Source organism: Nocardiopsis mwathae (assembly GCF_014201195.1).
GTDB classification, from domain to species: domain Bacteria; phylum Actinomycetota; class Actinomycetes; order Streptosporangiales; family Streptosporangiaceae; genus Nocardiopsis_C; species Nocardiopsis_C mwathae.
In genome coordinates this window covers 5,136,684-5,153,493 of the sequence record NZ_JACHDS010000001.1, presented here as the reverse complement: position 1 = coordinate 5,153,493, position 16,810 = coordinate 5,136,684, and the positions used below count along the sequence as shown (strand labels likewise).

General features: G+C 68.1%; 14 protein-coding genes. 6 read left to right on the top strand and 8 right to left on the bottom strand.

All coding sequences use genetic code 11. From position 1 onward, the window contains the following. Nucleotides 1-45: 45 nt before the first annotated feature. The 6 genes from rpsF to HNR23_RS22535 form a co-directional block, all read right to left on the bottom strand. Complete coding sequence (gene rpsF, locus HNR23_RS22560; RefSeq protein WP_184078504.1) at nt 46-336, bottom strand: 30S ribosomal protein S6; 291 nt, start codon at nt 334-336, stop codon at nt 46-48. Between the two features lie 91 nt (nt 337-427). Then, on the bottom strand, nt 428-1,819 hold the full coding sequence (locus HNR23_RS22555) for a glycosyltransferase 87 family protein (protein WP_184078502.1): 1,392 nt from the start codon (nt 1,817-1,819) through the stop codon (nt 428-430). Nucleotides 1,820-1,860: 41 nt separating this feature from the next. Next, entirely contained in the window at nt 1,861-4,467 is a 2,607-nt protein-coding gene (locus HNR23_RS22550) for a transglycosylase domain-containing protein (protein ID WP_184078500.1), read from the bottom strand. Nucleotides 4,468-5,210: 743 nt separating this feature from the next. Next, on the bottom strand, nt 5,211-6,071 hold the full coding sequence (locus HNR23_RS22545) for a MerR family transcriptional regulator (protein ID WP_221308219.1): 861 nt from the start codon (nt 6,069-6,071) through the stop codon (nt 5,211-5,213). A gap of 86 nt (nt 6,072-6,157) precedes the next feature. Next, on the bottom strand, nt 6,158-6,382 hold the full coding sequence (locus tag HNR23_RS22540; RefSeq protein ID WP_184078498.1) for a hypothetical protein: 225 nt from the start codon (nt 6,380-6,382) through the stop codon (nt 6,158-6,160). 26 nt (nt 6,383-6,408) lie between these two features. Continuing rightward, nucleotides 6,409-8,724, bottom strand: coding sequence for a transglycosylase domain-containing protein (locus tag HNR23_RS22535; protein ID WP_343070667.1), 2,316 nt, complete (start codon nt 8,722-8,724; stop codon nt 6,409-6,411). A gap of 559 nt (nt 8,725-9,283) precedes the next feature. On the opposite strand from HNR23_RS22535, the gene HNR23_RS22530 reads away from it, so the two are divergent. From HNR23_RS22530 to HNR23_RS22510, 5 genes are all read left to right on the top strand, one after another. Then, nucleotides 9,284-9,940: a helix-turn-helix transcriptional regulator gene (locus HNR23_RS22530; RefSeq protein WP_184078494.1), complete on the top strand. Its 657-nt coding sequence runs from the start codon at nt 9,284-9,286 to the stop codon at nt 9,938-9,940. Between the two features lie 146 nt (nt 9,941-10,086). Then, on the top strand, nt 10,087-11,166 hold the full coding sequence (locus tag HNR23_RS22525; protein ID WP_184078492.1) for an inositol-3-phosphate synthase: 1,080 nt from the start codon (nt 10,087-10,089) through the stop codon (nt 11,164-11,166). Nucleotides 11,167-11,327: 161 nt separating this feature from the next. Next, nucleotides 11,328-12,641, top strand: a complete 1,314-nt coding sequence (locus HNR23_RS22520) for an MFS transporter (RefSeq protein ID WP_184078491.1) — start codon at nt 11,328-11,330, stop codon at nt 12,639-12,641. Between the two features lie 392 nt (nt 12,642-13,033). Beyond that, nucleotides 13,034-13,591 (top strand): hypothetical protein, encoded by a 558-nt coding sequence (locus tag HNR23_RS22515; protein WP_246421832.1) that lies wholly within the window; start codon nt 13,034-13,036, stop codon nt 13,589-13,591. 252 nt (nt 13,592-13,843) lie between these two features. Further along, nucleotides 13,844-14,494, top strand: a complete 651-nt coding sequence (locus HNR23_RS22510) for a VanZ family protein (protein ID WP_184078489.1) — start codon at nt 13,844-13,846, stop codon at nt 14,492-14,494. Nucleotides 14,495-14,733: 239 nt separating this feature from the next. Here HNR23_RS22510 and HNR23_RS22505 read toward each other — a convergent pair whose 3' ends face one another. Then, nucleotides 14,734-15,507 (bottom strand): TipAS antibiotic-recognition domain-containing protein, encoded by a 774-nt coding sequence (locus HNR23_RS22505; protein WP_184078487.1) that lies wholly within the window; start codon nt 15,505-15,507, stop codon nt 14,734-14,736. Nucleotides 15,508-15,666: 159 nt separating this feature from the next. Beyond that, complete coding sequence (locus HNR23_RS22500) at nt 15,667-15,963, bottom strand: hypothetical protein (protein ID WP_246421831.1); 297 nt, start codon at nt 15,961-15,963, stop codon at nt 15,667-15,669. 392 nt (nt 15,964-16,355) lie between these two features. Here HNR23_RS22500 and HNR23_RS22495 point away from each other — a divergent pair, with 392 nt between their 5' ends. Beyond that, entirely contained in the window at nt 16,356-16,619 is a 264-nt protein-coding gene (locus HNR23_RS22495; RefSeq protein ID WP_184078485.1) for a GntR family transcriptional regulator, read from the top strand. The last annotated feature ends 191 nt before the right edge of the window (nt 16,620-16,810 follow it).

Below are 16,810 nucleotides of genomic sequence, written 5' to 3'. Positions count from 1 at the left end.
AGTAGTCGGATCAGGCGTACGGTCGACGCGGTGACGCGGATCGCGTCAGTGCGCCTCGGGGCGGAGAACCTTGGTGCGCAGAACGGCCTCGGTGAGGTTGAGCTGGCGGTCCAGCTCCTTGACGGTGGCGGGCTCGGCCGTGAGGTCGATCACCGCGTAGATGCCGTCGGCGTTCTTGGCGATGTCGTAGGAGAGGCGGCGCTTCCCCCAGACGTCGACCTTCTCGACCGAACCGCCGTCGTTGCGGACGACGCCCAGGAACTGCTCCAGCGACGGCGAGACCGTACGCTCGTCGAGGTTGGGGTCGAGGATGACCATGACTTCGTAACGACGCATAGGCGTTCGTAACCTCCTCTGGACTATCGCGGCCATGGTCTCTCCATGGCAGGAGGGCTTTTAGCCAGACAAAAGCCAAGGCTACCAGCCGTCAAGAGGCGGAATCGCCCCTTCGCAGACAGTCCACGACCACCAGCGCACACACCACGGCCAGGGCTGACAGCCGCCCCAACGACAGCACGGCGTAGGCGGCGAAGTCGAGCCCGGCCGACGCCGTTCCGTCCTCCCCCCGGGTGGTCATGAAGAGCAGGTGCTGCCAGATACCGAGGATGTAGCCGACCTCCGCGAGCTGCCACAGGACGAACACCGCGACGGCCGGCCACGGCCGCACCGTCCGCGGCCAGGCGAGCACCGCGAGGGGGAGCAGCCACAGCACGAACTGCGGCGACCACACCTTGTTCGTCATGAGGAACGCCGCCACGGTGAGGAAGAGCAGCTGCTCCAGCCGGGGCGGCCGAGGCGCGAGGAGGCCGAGCACGGCGATGCCCAGGCACGCGGCGGCCAGGCTCAGCGTCCCGGTGAGGTTGACCAGGTCGCGATCGCCGCTGTCGAACAGGCCGAAGCCGCCCAGCACGTAGAAGACGGACCCCCAGTCGGTGCCGCGCTCGCTACTGAACTCGAAGAACTCCGCCCACCCGGCCGGGGCCGCGACGAGGACGGGAACGTTCACCGCCGCCCAGGCGAGCACGGCCCCGCCGAGGGTGCGCAGGAAGTCGCCGACCGCCACCCCACCGCCGACGCCTTGGCCGCGGCCCCGCCACAGGTCGCGCAGCGTCAGCACCAGCAGGGGGCCGAAGAAGAGGAACGGGTAGAACTTCGCGGCGACGGCCAGCCCGACGAGCGCCCCGGCGCGCCACCGCCACCCCCGCGCATAGCCGACGAGCCCACCGGTCAGCAGGGCGACCGCCAGCAGGTCCCAGTTGATGTAGGTGGTCAGGAACGCCGCCGGGACCAGCGCGACGAACCCCCCGGCGAGCAGCGCCGCCCGCCGGTCGAAGGGGCGAGAGCCACCATCGGCCGCGACCCCGCCCCGCCCGACCAGGTACCCGGTGCCGAGGACCACCGCCACCAGGCACGCCGCCAGGACCGCGGCCGTCAGGTCGAAGTAGCCCGCCGCCCGCGCGGCGGTGTCCGGCAGCCAGGCGGCGGCCCGCGCCATGAGGTGCATCAGTCCGCCGGTGAGGACCGGGTACTCGACCGGCTGATCGAGGTAGGGGATGGTGCCGTCGTCCAGGCCGTCGCGGTAGTACAGCGGGAAGATGTCGCTGTAGCAGGCGTAGGCGTACTGGCCGCCGTCCACCCACGCGCCGCCGAACCGGCAGGGGATCTTGGCCAGGTAGCCGAGGAGCGCCCCGGCCACCCCGATCGCGGCGAGGGCCGCCCATGGCGGTGTCGACTGGCCCGTGATACGCCGCGTGCCGGCGGCGATGGTGTCATCGTCGCCGGCACGCAGCTGTCCGGAGCCACCGGACGTGGAGGTCACTGCTCTTCCTTACCTCACTGGCTCGGTGCGGTTCTCATCCGTCAGTCCCGCGCGTTGGCGATACCGATTCCGCCGTCCTCGCGGTCTCCGCCGTCTCCTCCACCGCCGGGATTGCCCCCGCCTCCGGGGTTGCCCTCGTTACCGCCCCCGGAGTTTCCCTCGTTACCGCCGCCACCGCCGGGGCGGTTCGAGTCGCAGTCGGGCCCTCCGAGCGGACCGCAGGGGTCGGGCGACTCCGTCGGGTCCGGGTCGGGCGACTCCGTCGGCTCCAGATCCGGGGACTCGGAGGTCTCCGGCTCGGGCGACTCCGCGGCGTCGGGGTCGGGCGACTCCGAGGCGTTCGGGTCGGGTTCGGGAAGGAAGTCCCGCTCCTCACCCTTCCACGCGGGGGGCGGGAAGTTCTGCTTCGGGACATCCTTCATGGCCACGGTCATGAACTCGCGCCAGATCTTGGCGGAGGTGGTACCACCGTAGACGTCCTGGACGCCGGGGATCTCCAGCTGCTTGCCGTCGGTACGGCTCAAGCCGACCGCCACCGACAGCTGCGGCGTGTAGCCCACGAACCACGCCGACTTGGCGTCACTGGAGGTACCGGTCTTGCCCGCCACGGGGCGGCCGTCGGGCAGCGCGGCGTTCTTACCACCGCCGTCCTCGACCACCTGGGTCATGGCGTAGGTGGCGTCGGCGGCGCTGTCGGCGTCGATCGCGGGCTGATCCCCCTCGGCTACGGGGTCGTCGTCGAGCGGCGGACGGACCTTGCCGTTCCGGTCCTTGACCTCGGTGATCATGTGGCGTTCGACGTACTTGCCCTCGTTGGCGAAGATGCCGTAGCCGGAGGCCTGGTCCAGGGCGGTCACCTGGTAGGTGCCCAGCGCGATGTTCGGGCCGAGGTCCGCGGTGGCGAACCGTTCTTCCCTGATCCCCGCCTTCTTCGCGGTCTCGACCACGTTGGCCGGGCCGACCTTGATGGCGAGCTGCACGTAGCTGGTGTTGACCGAATCCGCGGTCGACTCGACCAGGTCGACCGTGCCGTACGACTTGTTGCTGTCGTTCTGGACCGGGTCGGAGAGTCCCGGGAAGGTCTGCGGGGAGTTCCCGTCGAACTTGCTCTTCAGGCTGTAGCCGTTCTCCAGTGCGGCGGCCAGCACATAGGGCTTGAACGCCGAACCCGCCTGCGACTGCAGGTAGAGCGAGTTGTCGGCCTCCTTTGTGAAGTCGTCGCCACCATGGAACGCCTTGATCTCACCGGTCGACGGGTCGACCGCGGCCAGGCCCTCGACGGTCTCCTCCGGCAGGTTGGGCACGGCCTTCTCGAACGCCTCCGAGGCGGCCTCCATCAGGTCCGGGTCGAGCGAGGTCGTGATCTGGTAGCCGCCGGTGGCGATGTCCTGCGCCGTGAGGCCGTAGCGCCGCTCGGCCTCGTTCTCGACCGCGTTCTTGATGTAGCCCTTCTCCCCGGCGAAGGCGTCGCCGGTGTCCCACTCGATGATCTCGGGGAACTCCAGCTTGTCGGCCTCTTCACGGGACAGTCCGAGTTCGGGGTCGTCCTCGTGCATCTCCACAAGGCCCTTGACCGCGTAGCCCCAGCGCTCTTCCAGCAGTTCCAACATCTTCGGGTCGGACTTCGCGTTCTGGAAGTTACCGGGCTGCTGGATGAGCGCGCCCATGAGCGCACCCTCGGCCTCGTCGAGATCCTCGACGTCCTTGCCGAGGTAGGCCTGCGAGGCGGCCTGGATGCCATAGGCGCCGCGGCCGAAGTAGATCGTGTTGAGGTACTGCGTCAGGATGGTGTCCGGCTCCATGGTGTTGCCGGCCTTCATCGAGATCAGGATCTCTTTGAACTTGCGGGAGTAGGTCTGCTCCTGGGTCAGGCCCTCGTAGTAGTTCCGGGCCATCTGCTGGGTGATGGTCGAGCCACCGCCCTTCTTGCCCCCGCCCAGGATGGCGCGCAGGGTGCCCTGCAGGGAGATGCCGGGCTCGTCGTAGAAGTTGCGCTGCTCCGCGGCGAGCACGCCGTGCTTCACCTGAGGCGGGATCTGCTCGATGGTCACCGGCTGGCGGTTGAGCTCGCCGCTGGTGACCGCCTCCGATCCGTCCTCGTAGGCGATACGCGTGGACACCATGTTCGCTTCCTGCTGCGCGTTCATGGTGTTCGGATCCGGCGTCCGCCAGTACGCGACGCCGAACGCGACGACACCGGCGATGAAGATCAGCGCGAGGCTGGCCAGCGCGGGCTTCCACGCCTTGGCGAAGAAGCGCTTGACCGGGCCGCGCTCGTCGTACTCGTCATAGTCGTCCCGGGTCGGCGGGCGGCGTCGCCCGCCACCCCCGGCGGCAGCTCGGCGTCCGCCCTCCGAACGCGCTCCGTGGGTCGTGCTGCGGCGCCCGCCGCGCTCCGATTCGGCACGACGCCGCGCGCCCTCGCGCGGGGCACCACCCGACCGGGACTCGGCCGGTCGGCGCCTCCGGGGGCGCTCGTCGTCCCAGAAACCACCGCCATCGTCTTCACGTGCCCTGCGGCTACCGGCGGCGCGTTCGTCCCCGGCAGGGCCGGGGGCCCTGCGCCTGCCGCCGTTGCCGGGCGGGGCGTCCTCCGGGCCACCTGCCCGGCGGCGCCCGCCGGCGCTCCGTCGTCTTTCGGTACTCACGCGTCCTCGATTGCTTCTGATCGGCCGATGGCCTGACGACTCGGGGTAGTTGCGAGGAAAGTGTCCGCTTCCTCAGCGGATACGGGTCTCGGATGCCCGGTTGGGCGGGCTGGAGCGGACTGCGGGGGTACTGCTGGGGTTCATCCGCCACGCCCATTGGACGCCTCACGGGGGTGCGAGGTTTTCCGTCCACGGTGTCCGGCTGTCGTCCTCGTCTTCCTCCTGTCGCTGACCTGTCGGGATGTGAATCGGAGCCGACGCCCCGGGCGAGGGGTGGCCGTCGGCACTCCTGGTTCGGTCGCTCCTGCTTCCGAAAGGCGGACCACGCAGACCAAGAGGACCGGTCGGACCGGCGCCTCACACCGCCCCCCGGCCCCGGTCACGGGGACACCATGGGGAGCGCTCACACGTAAAGCACCCGTCACGTTAAGGCGATGGCGCCATATAGCACAACCCCGGCGTGAGCGTACCCGGCGATGCGACTTCGTTGGTCGCCCTTGGCTACCGCCCGCGTGTGGCAGACAGGGTACGGCTTCCGACGCCGCGACGGGGAGCGCACCGGCCAGAAGTTCCACCCTGCTCGGGTTCGCGCAGGTCACATAGGCAAAGGGCAGGCAATGGACGGTCAACTCGCGGTTGACCTTCGATGTAGTGCACACCACACCGCCGATCATCGCGGCCTTCCGGGCCTACACGACGACGGAGCCGACGGCGCGAACGCCGCCGCCCCCGCAGCGGGACGATCAGGCAGTGGGTACCGCGATCTCCGTCCCGATCGGCCGACCGTGTTCATCGAGCAGGCCGAGTTGCCGCAGGCGTGACCAGTCGAGCTCTTCTCCGCGCTGCTCCGCCGCCATGACAAGTGCGAGCACGGCCGGGTGCACGGCACCTTGGATCTCGGGGGCCGCGGCATCCGGCCGCCAGCGGGCGACATACTCGCTCCGCTCCGCGAGCACGCCCGCGGCCACGGTCCGGCCCGGCGGCGACCATCCTTCAGGAAGCGGACGGGCCAGCGGCCAGCAGCACAGCATCTCGACGCGATCGGTGCCCGGAACCACGCGGTACGACGTCCAGTAGGCGCCCGTGGGCGCGATGCCCTCATCCGCCAGGCCCGTCCACAGCGCGGCGAAGGCGTCGTTGCACCACGCGATCTCGGCGTCCTCGCCTCCGCCTCCGCCCGCGTCTCGGCCGACACCGTCGTCCTCGTCGGGAAGCTCCAGCACGACGCCCGCCCAGGGCTGGGCCGGTGCCCGGCGCACCTCGACATCGCGCGACGAGTGCCCCTCGCCGCGGACCATGTCCTCCAGAAGGGCCAGGGCGGCGTCCTGGCGTGCGCGTTCCGCGGCGAGCCGGGCGCGGTGCCCGGCCAGCGCCTCCCGCGCCGTCTCCGCGTCGCCGAGGACGTGGTCCGCATGGGCCAGCGGAATCCCGGCGTCGCGCAGCGCCCTGAGCCGGAGGGCCGCGGGGAGCTGGGCCGCGGTGTAGCGGCGGTACCCCGACCAGGCGTCCACGGACGCGGGGCGCAGCAGGCCGCGCTCGTCGTAGAGGCGCAGTGCCTTGGCGCTGAGGGTGGTCAGCCGGGTGAACTCTCCGATGCTCATCATGGTGACGACTGTGGGTGCTTCCCCAGGGGCAGAGTCAACTCGTCGACGACGCGAGACCTCGACGAGTCGGCTTCACGGCATGTCGACTAGTCGGGACGGCTGCCCCCGGGGCCACCCGTCCCGTCGACACCGCCACCGCCGTCCTCGCGATTCTTGCCGCCTTCGGAGAAAACGGCGATCAGGACGCCGCCGACGCCCGCACCGATCGCGACGCCGACGGGGATGTTGTCCATGGCGACCCCGATCACCATCCCCCCGACGATTCCGGCGGTGAGTGCCCCGGCGTAGCCGCCGAACGGGTTGGACTTCATGGTGATCAGGGCTCCTTTCGAACCCCTCAGCGTATCGCCAGGCCGTCCAGGAGGCCGCCGCCACCGCCGTTGCCGCCGCCCTCACCACCGGATCCGCCGGAGCCGCCGCCACCGGAGCCGCCATCGCCGGATCCGCCCGACCCTCCGCCGCCGGTGTCACCGCCTCCCGATCCGCCGCCCCCGCCGCCGGTGTGGCAGCGCGGGTCGAACGGAAGGCAGGTCGGCTCGGGGTCCGGGGTCGGGTCCAGGTCGGGGTCCGGGGTGGGGTCGGGCTCGGTCGACGGGGTCGGCGTCGGCTCCGGCTTGTCGCTCGGGCTCGACTCCGGTTCCGGCGAGGGCGAGGTCACGGGCGCATCGTTCCTCGTACTCCCGGTCCACGCGGGCGCGGGGAAGTCCTTCACCGGCTGGCCCTCCATCGCCTTGGCCATGAAGTTGCGCCAGATCCGGGCGGAGGTGGTGCCGCCGTAGACGTCGGAGACGCCGGGGATGACCAGCCGCTGGCCGTCGGTGCGGCTCAGGCCGACCGCGACCGACAGCTGCGGGGTGTAGCCGACGAACCAGGCCGACTTCGCGTCGTTGGAGGTACCGGTCTTGCCCGCCACGGGGCGGCCGTCGGGCAGTGCGGCCTTGTCGCCGCCGCCGTTCTCCACCACCTGGGTCATGGCGTAGGTGGCGTCCGCGGCCGCGGCTTCGGAGAACGCGCGCTTGCCGCTGTCCAACCGCCCCTGGTCGTCGGGGTGCAGTCGCTGCCCGGTGGCGGGGTCCTTGACCTCGGTGACCATGTGCTGCGGGATGTGCACGCCGCCGTTGGCGAAGGTCGCGTACCCGGCGGCCTGGTCGAGCGCGGTCACCTGGTAGGTGCCCAGGGCGATGTTCGGACCCAGGTCGGCGGTTTCGAACTGCTCCTTGGCGATGCCGGACGCCTCGGCGGTGTCGACGACGGCCTGCGGGGTCGTGTCGATGGCCAGCTGCACGTAGGCGGTGTTGACCGACTTGGCCGTGGCCTTCACCAGGTCGACGGTGCCCCACGAGCGGTTGCTGTCGTTGCGGACGGGCGCGGTGAGCCCGGGGAAGTTCTGCGGCGAGTTGCCGTCGAAGGTGCTCTTCAGGCCGATTCCCTGGTCCAGGGCGGTGGCGAGCACGTAGGGCTTGAACGCCGATCCGGCCTGGGCCCGCTGGTAGAGCGAGTTGTCGGGGTCGTTCGCGGGGTCGTCGCCACCGTGGAACGCCTTGATCTCGCCACTCTCCGGCTCGACGGCGGCCAGCCCCATGTTGGTGGTTTCGGGCATGTCGGGCAGGGTCTCGTCGAAGGCCGAATCGGCGGCCTTCATCAGGTCCTTGTCGAGCGAGGTGGTGACCTCGTAGCCCTTGGTCGCGATCTGCTGGTCGGTCAGGTCGTAGCGCTCCTTGAGCTCCTTGACGACCGCGGTGCGGATGTAGCCCTTCTCCGGGTCGGCGTTTCCGGCCTGCCCGGTCTCGTCCCAGGGCACGGTCTCGGGGAACTCCAGCGCGTCGGCTTCCGACTGCGACAGCCCGCGGTCGGGGTGCTCCTTGTGCATCTCGACCTCGCCCTTGACGGCGTAGCCCCAGCGCTCGCGGAGGATCTTCTCCATCTCCGATCCGGCGGGCGGGTTGGAGAAGTTGCCGGGCTGCTGGATGAGCGCGCCGATGAACGCGCCCTCGGCGGCGTCGAGGTCCTCGACGTTCTTACCGAAGTAGGCCTGGGCCGCGGCCTGCACGCCGTAGGCGTTCCGGCCGAAGTAGATGGTGTTGAGGTACTGGGTGAGGATGTCGTCGGCGGACATCTGCCGACTCACCTTCAGCGAGATCAGGATCTCCTTGACCTTGCGCACGTAGGAGCGTTCCTGGGAGAGCCCGTCGTAGTAGTTGCGGGCCATCTGCTGGGTGATGCCCGACCCGCCGCCGGCCTGCCCGCCGGACAGGACGGCGCGCATGGTGCCGCTGATGGAGATGCCGGGCTGCTCGTAGAAGTCGCGCTGCTCGGCGCCGAGCACGCCGTTGACGACGGTGTCGGGGATCTCGTCGCGGCTCACTCGGAAGCGGTTGACCTCACCGGTCGTGGCGGCCTCGGAGCCGTCGGCGTAGGTGATGCTGGTGGCCGCGAACGCCGCGTCGCCCTGCGGGTCGAGATCGTCGAGGTCGGGTGTGTAGGCGTAGGCGATCGCGAGTCCCGCGACGCCCGCCACGAAGCCGAGGGCACCGGTCACCAGCAGCGTCTTGGCGGCCCTGGACAGGAATCGCTTGACCCCGCCGCGGCCGTCGCTCCCGTCGCGGCTGGCCCGGCGGCGCCTGTCGGCGCTCCGTCGTTTATCCGTACTCACGCGTCCTCGCTTGCGGCTCTTGCGGCCGGTCGGCCTGTACAGGTGGACCGGGAGAGGGGGGCGTGCGTCTCCCGCGGGCATACGTCCCCTTCGGCGGGGGGATGCGGGGGATGGGGGCGGGCGCTTCGGCATCGGGCCGAAGGATGTGTCGGGGAGCGGCGGTGTTCTGCTGCCCGCCGGCCCGGCGGCCGGGGGTCGCCCGTGCGGCCGCTTCATCGATCACGTTCGAATCTCGCTCGCGTCGGAGTCAGGGTATGGCCTCTGTACCGCATCCGGCCACGGGTTCGCGGCCCGTTTCTCGAATCCGGACCGCGACGGATGGGCGAGGGGGGCGTCACCGCAGGCAATGCGCCCTTGTAGGTCGTTGACCGGGTGTTAGATACACAACACCCCAGCGATATATATCGACGCGATATAGTCAGAATGCAGCATTGCCGACAAAACGCCTGACTCGCCATCTTCTATACAGAGGTCGACCGCGCGGGAACAGATCCGGCGGTCAGACGGCTGTGGCAAAGAGAAGCGGTCGACACAGGGACAGTGGGAGAGGGGTGAGCCCGTGAGCGGGTGCAGGGCGCGCGTCCTCGAACTCGCCGTCCTCGGCCACCTCGCCGAGGCTCCCATGCACGGCTACGAACTGCGTAAACGCCTCAATTGCGAGTTGGGGGCGTTCCGCGCCTTCTCGTATGGCTCTCTCTACCCCTGTCTGAAGGGGATGCTGCGGTCCGGGCTGGTGACGTCGGACACGGACGACGCCGCCCCCGCCCGGGGCCGCCGATCCCGCATCGTCTACCGGCTCACCCCCGCCGGGCGCGAGCACCTGCTGCGGCTGCTCGCCGAGTGCGGACCGGCGACCGACGACGACGAGTGCTTCGGCGTGCACTTCACCCTGTTCGGCCGGACCCGGGCCGAGGTGCGGCTGCGCATCCTCGCGGGTCGGCGCAACCGGCTCCTGGAACGGCTCGACTGCCTGCGGGAACGGATGGAGCAGAGCGCGCGGGGGGCCGACTCCTACGTCTTCGAGCTGAACAGGTACCGGGCCGAGGCGTTGGAGCGGGAGGTCGCCTGGCTCGACGGCCTCATCCGCAAGGAGCGCACCCGCCTTGAAGCCGGGCCGGTCGGCGAGACCGGTCGGCACACCGACCTCCCGGGCACCGGCGAGCCCGTCGCTCCCCGCCCGGGTGCCCCACCACCCCCCATCGACCTCGACCAATGAACCGGCGGTGGTGCGCGAAAGATCGCATGTGACACGGGCACACGAGACAGCGTGTGCCGGTGTCGGCGCCACCGCCATCGGCACGGCGGTGATCGGTCACCGGCGGCGCAGTCCACAACAGAGCGGATCAGAAGGAGCTAGGACCAATGGGTTCGGTACGAGTAGCCATCGTGGGCGTCGGCAACTGTGCGGCGTCGCTCGTCCAGGGTGTCGAGTACTACAAGGACGCCGACCGCGACAGCCGGGTCCCCGGACTCATGCACGTCCAGTTCGGTGACTACCACGTACGCGACATCGAATTCGTCGCCGCGTTCGACGTCGACGCCAAGAAGGTCGGCCACGACCTGGCGGACGCCATCACCGCCAGCGAGAACAACACCATCAAGATCTGCGACGTGCCGCCGACCGGCGTCACGGTGCAGCGCGGCCCGACCTACGACGGCCTGGGCGAGTACTACCGCGACACCATCGAGGAGTCCAGCGCGGACGCGGTGGACGTGGTCGCGGCGCTGAAGGCCGCCAAGGCCGACGTGCTCGTCTCCTACCTGCCGGTGGGCTCGGAGGAGGCCGACAAGTTCTACGCCCAGTGCGCCATCGACGCGGGCGTGGCCTTCGTCAACGCGCTGCCGGTGTTCGTCGCCTCCGACCCACAGTGGGCGCGGAAGTTCACCGACGCGGGCGTTCCGATCGTCGGCGACGACATCAAGTCCCAGGTCGGGGCGACCATCACGCACCGCGTGCTGTCGAAGCTGTTCGAGGACCGCGGCGTGGTCGTGGACCGCACGTACCAGCTGAACTTCGGCGGGAACATGGACTTCCTGAACATGCTGGAGCGCAAGCGGCTCACGTCGAAGAAGATCTCCAAGACGCAGTCGGTCACCTCGCAGATCCCGCACGAGCTCAAGGCGGGGTCGGTGCACATCGGCCCGTCGGACCACGTGCCGTGGCTCGACGACCGCAAGATGGCCTACGTGCGCCTGGAGGGCCGCGCGTTCGGTGACGTGCCGCTGAACCTGGAGTACAAGCTGGAGGTCTGGGACTCGCCCAACTCGGCCGGCGTCATCATCGACGCGGTGCGGGCGGCCAAGATCGCCAAGGACCGCGGCATCGGCGGCCCGATCCTCTCCGCCTCCTCCTACTTCATGAAGTCCCCGCCGGAGCAGTACAGCGACAGCGAGGCCCACGACCGCGTCGAGCAGTTCATCGCGGGCGAGATCGAGCGCTAGCAGCCCACCCGCGACAGCGGAGTCAACGCATCAGCGAGCCGGGGCCGGAAGGTGTGCCACCTTCCGGCCCCGGCTCGTGTCCGCAGTGGTGGGGCACCGGCCCGACCCCACGACCCCACGCCTCACGCGGTCCGGTTCCTCCCGCCCCATACCCTTGGCCGGTGAGCTTCTTCGGCGATCTGCGTGTGGTCATCCGGGGACCCCGCTTCCGCAGGCTGTTCGGCACCCGGCTGGTCTCGCAGTTCGGCGACGGGGTCTACCAGGCGGGACTGGCCGGCTACGTCTTCTTCAACCCCGAGCAGCACACCACGGCGGGCGAGGTCGCGATCGCGTTCGCGGTTCTCCTCCTGCCCTTCTCCATCGTCGGGCCGTTCGCGGGTGTCTTCATCGACAGATGGTCACGTCGACAAGTCCTTCTGGTCTCCTCGCTCATCAAGGCGGTACTGGCCGCGCTCACCGCGGCCCTCGTCGCGGCCGGGTCGGACGGGGCGCTGTTCTTCGCGGCCGCGCTGGTGCTGCTCAGCATCAACCGGTTCTTCCTGTCCGGGCTGTCGGCCGGCCTGCCCTACGTCATCCCGCGCGACCAGCTGATGATGGCCAACGCCGTGACGCCGACCTGCGGGACCTTCGCCGCATTCGTCGGCGCGGGGGCCGGGACGGGGCTGCGGCTGCTCGGCGGCGACGGATCGCTGGGCACGGCGCTCATCCTGCTCGGCGCGGGGATGGCGTTCGCGGCCGCCGGACTGGCCTCCCTCACCCTGCGGCGCGACGAACTCGGCCCCGATCTGGACTCCGAGCCGCCGGAGGTGCGCGACGCCCTGCGCAACGTCGTGTCCGGGCTGGCCGACGGCACCCGGCACATCTGGGTGCGCCACCCGGCCCGCTACGCACTACTGACGATCGGCGGCCACCGATTCCTTTTCGGCATCGCGTCGCTGATGACGCTGCTGCTGTACAACAACACCTTCACCGAGGGCGGCGTCGCCGGGCTCGCGGGCTTCTCGGTGGCGCTGGCCCTGTCGGGCATCGGCTTCTTCCTCGGCGCGATCCTCACCCCATGGGCCACCGCGCGCATGTCGACCGACGCGTGGATCGCCCTGATGCTCGCCCTGGCCTGCGCCGCGCTGCTGGCCTTCGGCCTGCCGTTCTCCGCCGCCCTCTTTCCGGCGGCCGGATTCGCACTGGGTGTGGCGTCCCAAGCGGTAAAGGTCTCTGTCGACACGCTGGTCCAGCGACATGTCGACGACGCCTACCGGGGCCGCGTCTTCTCCGTCTACGACATGCTCTTCAACGCCACCTTCGCCCTAGCGGCGGGCGTCGCCGCCCTGACGGTCCCGCCATCGGGCGTCAGCCACACGGTCGTGGTCGCGATGGCCCTGGCCTTCGCAGCGATGTCCGCAGGTTGGGCACTGCGTGCCCGCGCACAGAAGGCAGAGCCGTCACCTTCGGACCTTCGATCGCTGCCCGTTCACTGAGAACCGGGAAGACGCACACAAAGTACTGCCTGATCCAAGGCGTGTGTACATGCCCTATTACCATCTGCGATCACCTTGCGCGCCCCAAGCGTCGGGCCCCCTGCCGAAACTTCCCGAGCGACATCACTGTCGCAGCCAGATATCAGCTGCTCATGAACCCGAGCCTCTGACTACGCAACCGGCACACCAGGGACACAAGTGACCAAAAGTGGCCAAACGTAACATTCCCCACTGGGGTCGTGGGATGATCCTTCATGGCAACAGAGGGCACGCAACGTGTAACCCCCAGTTATTCACCACCCTGGATCGGAGTTGGCCGTGGAGAGATGCCGACCGGAAGCTTCGACGCCCGAGGTTGCCAAGGAATTTACAGAAAACAAGAATAACTCCACATGAAAACCCCCGAAGGAAAATATTTAATGAACAGAAAATTCTCGGTCAATTCGCGCTTCAAGAAAGCCTTGATCGTCGCCGCAGTCAGCATGGCCCTGCCCATCTCATCCACAGTTCCAGCAATCGCACAGGAGTCCCCGAAGACCGTCTACGAGCAAGAGATCATCATTACCAATGAGCACGAGATCCTTGAGGTAGGCAAGGACAAGGACGTAGAAAGTGTCGAGGAATTCGTTCGGCAACAACGCAAGAATAACCTCGGCTCCAAGGCAAGATACGAAGCGTTTCTTACGAACGGAACGCTTCGCATCGATACACTTAAGTGCCAATGGGCATCGGTAGACTACTTCAAGCACAGCGGATCAACCATCAGCGCGAAATTCGGAGCTCGCCAGTACAATAAGAACCAATGGTCGAACTCCCAGCGTATCTCCGCAGGGGGTCGAGGTGGTGGGACATTCAAGATCTCATCCAAAGGCCCCGGATCCGGAAGCGTGCAAGGGTTGATGAGGGTCGGCAGCGACACATTCAAGACCAAGATTGTCCCCTGCAAGTAGTTTACAGATCAGCGCAGCCGATTTCTAGCGGTTGACTTCTGCCCGGGCCGACCTGCCCCGCCTGGTCGGCCCTTTAGTCGAATGGGGTTCTTGATGTGGCAAGTGGTGTTATACACAACCCCCGTGACCGTAGGCATTTCAATAGTAGCCCTTACCGCGGCAGCAGTGGTCATTGCGCTTCTGCGCCGCGGTTCGCCCAAGGAATTCTGCCGAGGGGCTAGAGTTCTGCTTGGTGTCGCTTGCGTGGGGTACATGCTGATCCTCATCCCCCCACTCTCCGACATATCTGAGATCGGCCAAACCGACCGGGAGGTGATTTGGGATCCTCTGGTCTCCTTCAAAGAGGATGACGAAATAGTCGAGGGGTCATATATTCCTTTAGTGGGCAGCGACGACACTTACATCTACTACGGAGAGCAGGAGCTGTCTGAAGAGGAAGTAGAACGCGCCCGAGAACAAGCCAGTTCTGACGATGCCGCCTACTATCGTTATCCCTTGACCAACGGTACATCTGTCTGGTTCGATTCGGAAGGCCATGATCTCGACCCTCAGATGCGCGCCGAACTGGAATCTTCCTACCCACCCGAGGAGTACTTGGGCGGAAACGACGCAACAGAAGGGCTTGTAGTTGCGGAGAAGGTTCTCAACGCGCTTATCTTCATACCCATTGGAATTATCGCATTTGCGTCTTTCTTCTCTTGGTGGGCGCGCGTGTGCGTGGGCCCAGCGCTATCGGTTATCATCGAGTTCGGCCAGTGGTATATGGCCGCTGGACGCGTGAGCGAGACCGCCGATGTCATCATGAACTCTGCCGGACACGTTATCGGCGTCGGCATGTTAGCCGCTGCGGCGCTACTAGTGGACCGCCGTCCAGCCGAAGCGCGCCACCGGATTCGCAGCTGAGCCGGATGCGCTGTCCGTCCCTGTGCGGACTGGTCTGCTGGATTTCGGGAGAAGGTGTTTCACGCCTGTCCTTGCGTCAGGGGCTTGCCCCGGTACGCGAGCAGATAGCTCTACAGAGTGACCAGATCGATATGTCGACAAATCGACAAAAGGTTCCGGTCCCGTTCGAATCGGGACCGGAACACCACAGAAAGTAACCTAACGCATCCCCCGCTCGGAGCCAGGGGGAGACGGCGAGGTCAGTCCTCCGCGTAGCCGTTACGCCGAGCGTTGGCCTCGGCCGCCGCACGAACGAAGCCGACGAGTCCTTCGGCCTTGCCCTCGTAGTAGTCGGTGAACCGGGGGTCCTCCGCGTACATGCGCGTCAGTTTCACGTGGAACTCATGCGGACAGTCGTAGAACCAGCGGTCGACCTGCCTCCGGTGTTCCTCGACGGCGTCCATGGCCGTCTCCGAGTCGGCCGCCACACCCGAGGTGAACGCGTCGACCAGCCGCTGCTCAGCGGCGGCACCCTCCTCACCGATGCGCTGCCAGTCCTCCTTCGTGTACGCGGCCGTCCGCCGCGCCGACTGCGCCCACTGCTCGCTGTCACCCCAGCGCTCCCGGGCCTCCTGTGCGTACCCCTCGGCGTCGAAGGCGTCGCCGAACAGCTCCAGCCGCTCCTCCGGCGTGAGTGAGATCCCCATGTCGTAGGCCTCCATCTCCTTGTCGAGCGCGGCGACCATCCCGTCGAGCCGGTGCCGACGCTCCACCAGCAGCCGCCGCTGGCGGCGCAGGTGGTCATAGGTGTCGGTGCCGGGCGCGTCGAGGAGCGCCGCGATGTCCTCCAGGGAGAACCCGAGTTCCCGGTAGCCGAGGATGCGGTGCAGCCGGTCGAGGTCGGCGTCGTCGTACAGCCGGTACCCTGCGGCGGAGCGCGCGCCGGGCGACAGCAGGCCGATCTCGTCGTAGTGGTGCAGCGTCCGCACGGTCACCTTCACGATCCGCGCGACCTCACCTACCGGGTGACTCACGGGTTCCTCCTTCCGATGACCGCGAAGCTACGTCCTCACGTCGCGTGAGGGTCAACCGCCGTCTCTCCGCACGGCCCGGGGCCGATCGACAGGTCACCGTGTCGACACATCGCTACACCGACACGTCCTGACCTGCCCTTTTCCCTTCAAGCTTCCCTCTCAGGTGATCGGCGGCCTGTCCTCCCGGTAGGCGCCGTCCCCGAGGCGGTCCAACCGCTCGGCCGACCAGGACGTGGACAGCAGCGAGACACGGCGCCCCACACGAGCGGGCGGGTCCTCCAGTTCGCGCACGAACTTCTCGACGTCATCGTGCATGACCGTGGGCGCACGGTCGGTCTCCGGATCGGTGGCTACGGCGATCCACAGGTGGGCGGTACGGCGGATCGACCAGTCGGCGGCATAGTGCCGCCGCAGAATCCACAGCATCGGGTCGTCCGCCCCCTGGTCGCGCATCATCGTTCCACCCCCGCTCCCACCAGAAGGCGTCCGTCTGCGCAGTGCGCCGTAATGGGCTCCACCCCCATGCGCTGCCGGTTGAAGGCACGAACCGCATAGGGACGCACCGACCGCACAGAGCGGGCCGGGCGAGTGATGGGCGGGGAAGGGTGGAGCAGAGGCGTGTAGGGCCGCGTCCGGCCAGCGGCACGCGGACGCCGCCGACGCGTGGCGGATGGCAGAATCGCTTTCGTCATCAGTCCTCCTGAGACTGAGGCCACGCCCCGGGAGTCCTGGCCGACTCGCCGGGGTCTTTTGAGGTTGTAGGGATCGAGCCTACCTTTTACGTGTCTTTACGTAAACAGACGTGAGCGAAATGAATAGCTAGATAGAGCACGTCTAGCGTCGTGAACATGGAGTTTGGACCTGACGACGACATCGAGCCCGACGCCCCGACACCGCCGTACAAGCAGCTTGCGGGCATCCTGAAGGCTCGGATCCGGCGCGGGGACTGGAAGCCGAACCGGCCGATCGCGTCCGAGGCTCGACTGGTCGACGAGTTCGGACTGTCCCGCCCGACCGTTCGACGTGCCATCAGGGTCCTGGTGGATGAGGGCGTCCTTTTCGTGGTCCCTCAGCGGGGCACCTACGTCGCAGAGCACCCGGACTCTGCCTGACCTCCCCACTGACGGTGGCCGAGGGCGGGCCAGGTCCGCTGGGCGGCCTTCTTGCCGGCCGCCCGCGAGATATTCCGTGGGGAAAAGCAGCAGCGACGGCGGGAGGGGGTGGGGCGCCCCTGCCACCTCGCGGTCAGCGGCCGCACCGAGCCGTCGGGACCCCTGCCTCCGTTGATCTCGGAGATATCGGG

Coding starts and splice junctions, on each gene's coding strand:
- HNR23_RS22495 (WP_184078485.1), top strand. CDS start 16,356: ATGGAGTTTGGACCTGACGACGACATCGAGCCCGACGCCCCGACACCG.
- HNR23_RS22510 (WP_184078489.1), top strand. CDS start 13,844: ATGCTGATCCTCATCCCCCCACTCTCCGACATATCTGAGATCGGCCAA.
- HNR23_RS22545 (WP_221308219.1), bottom strand. CDS start 6,071: ATGATGAGCATCGGAGAGTTCACCCGGCTGACCACCCTCAGCGCCAAG.
- HNR23_RS22515 (WP_246421832.1), top strand. CDS start 13,034: ATGAAAACCCCCGAAGGAAAATATTTAATGAACAGAAAATTCTCGGTC.
- rpsF (WP_184078504.1), bottom strand. CDS start 336: ATGCGTCGTTACGAAGTCATGGTCATCCTCGACCCCAACCTCGACGAG.
- HNR23_RS22500 (WP_246421831.1), bottom strand. CDS start 15,963: ATGATGCGCGACCAGGGGGCGGACGACCCGATGCTGTGGATTCTGCGG.
- HNR23_RS22540 (WP_184078498.1), bottom strand. CDS start 6,382: ATGAAGTCCAACCCGTTCGGCGGCTACGCCGGGGCACTCACCGCCGGA.
- HNR23_RS22525 (WP_184078492.1), top strand. CDS start 10,087: ATGGGTTCGGTACGAGTAGCCATCGTGGGCGTCGGCAACTGTGCGGCG.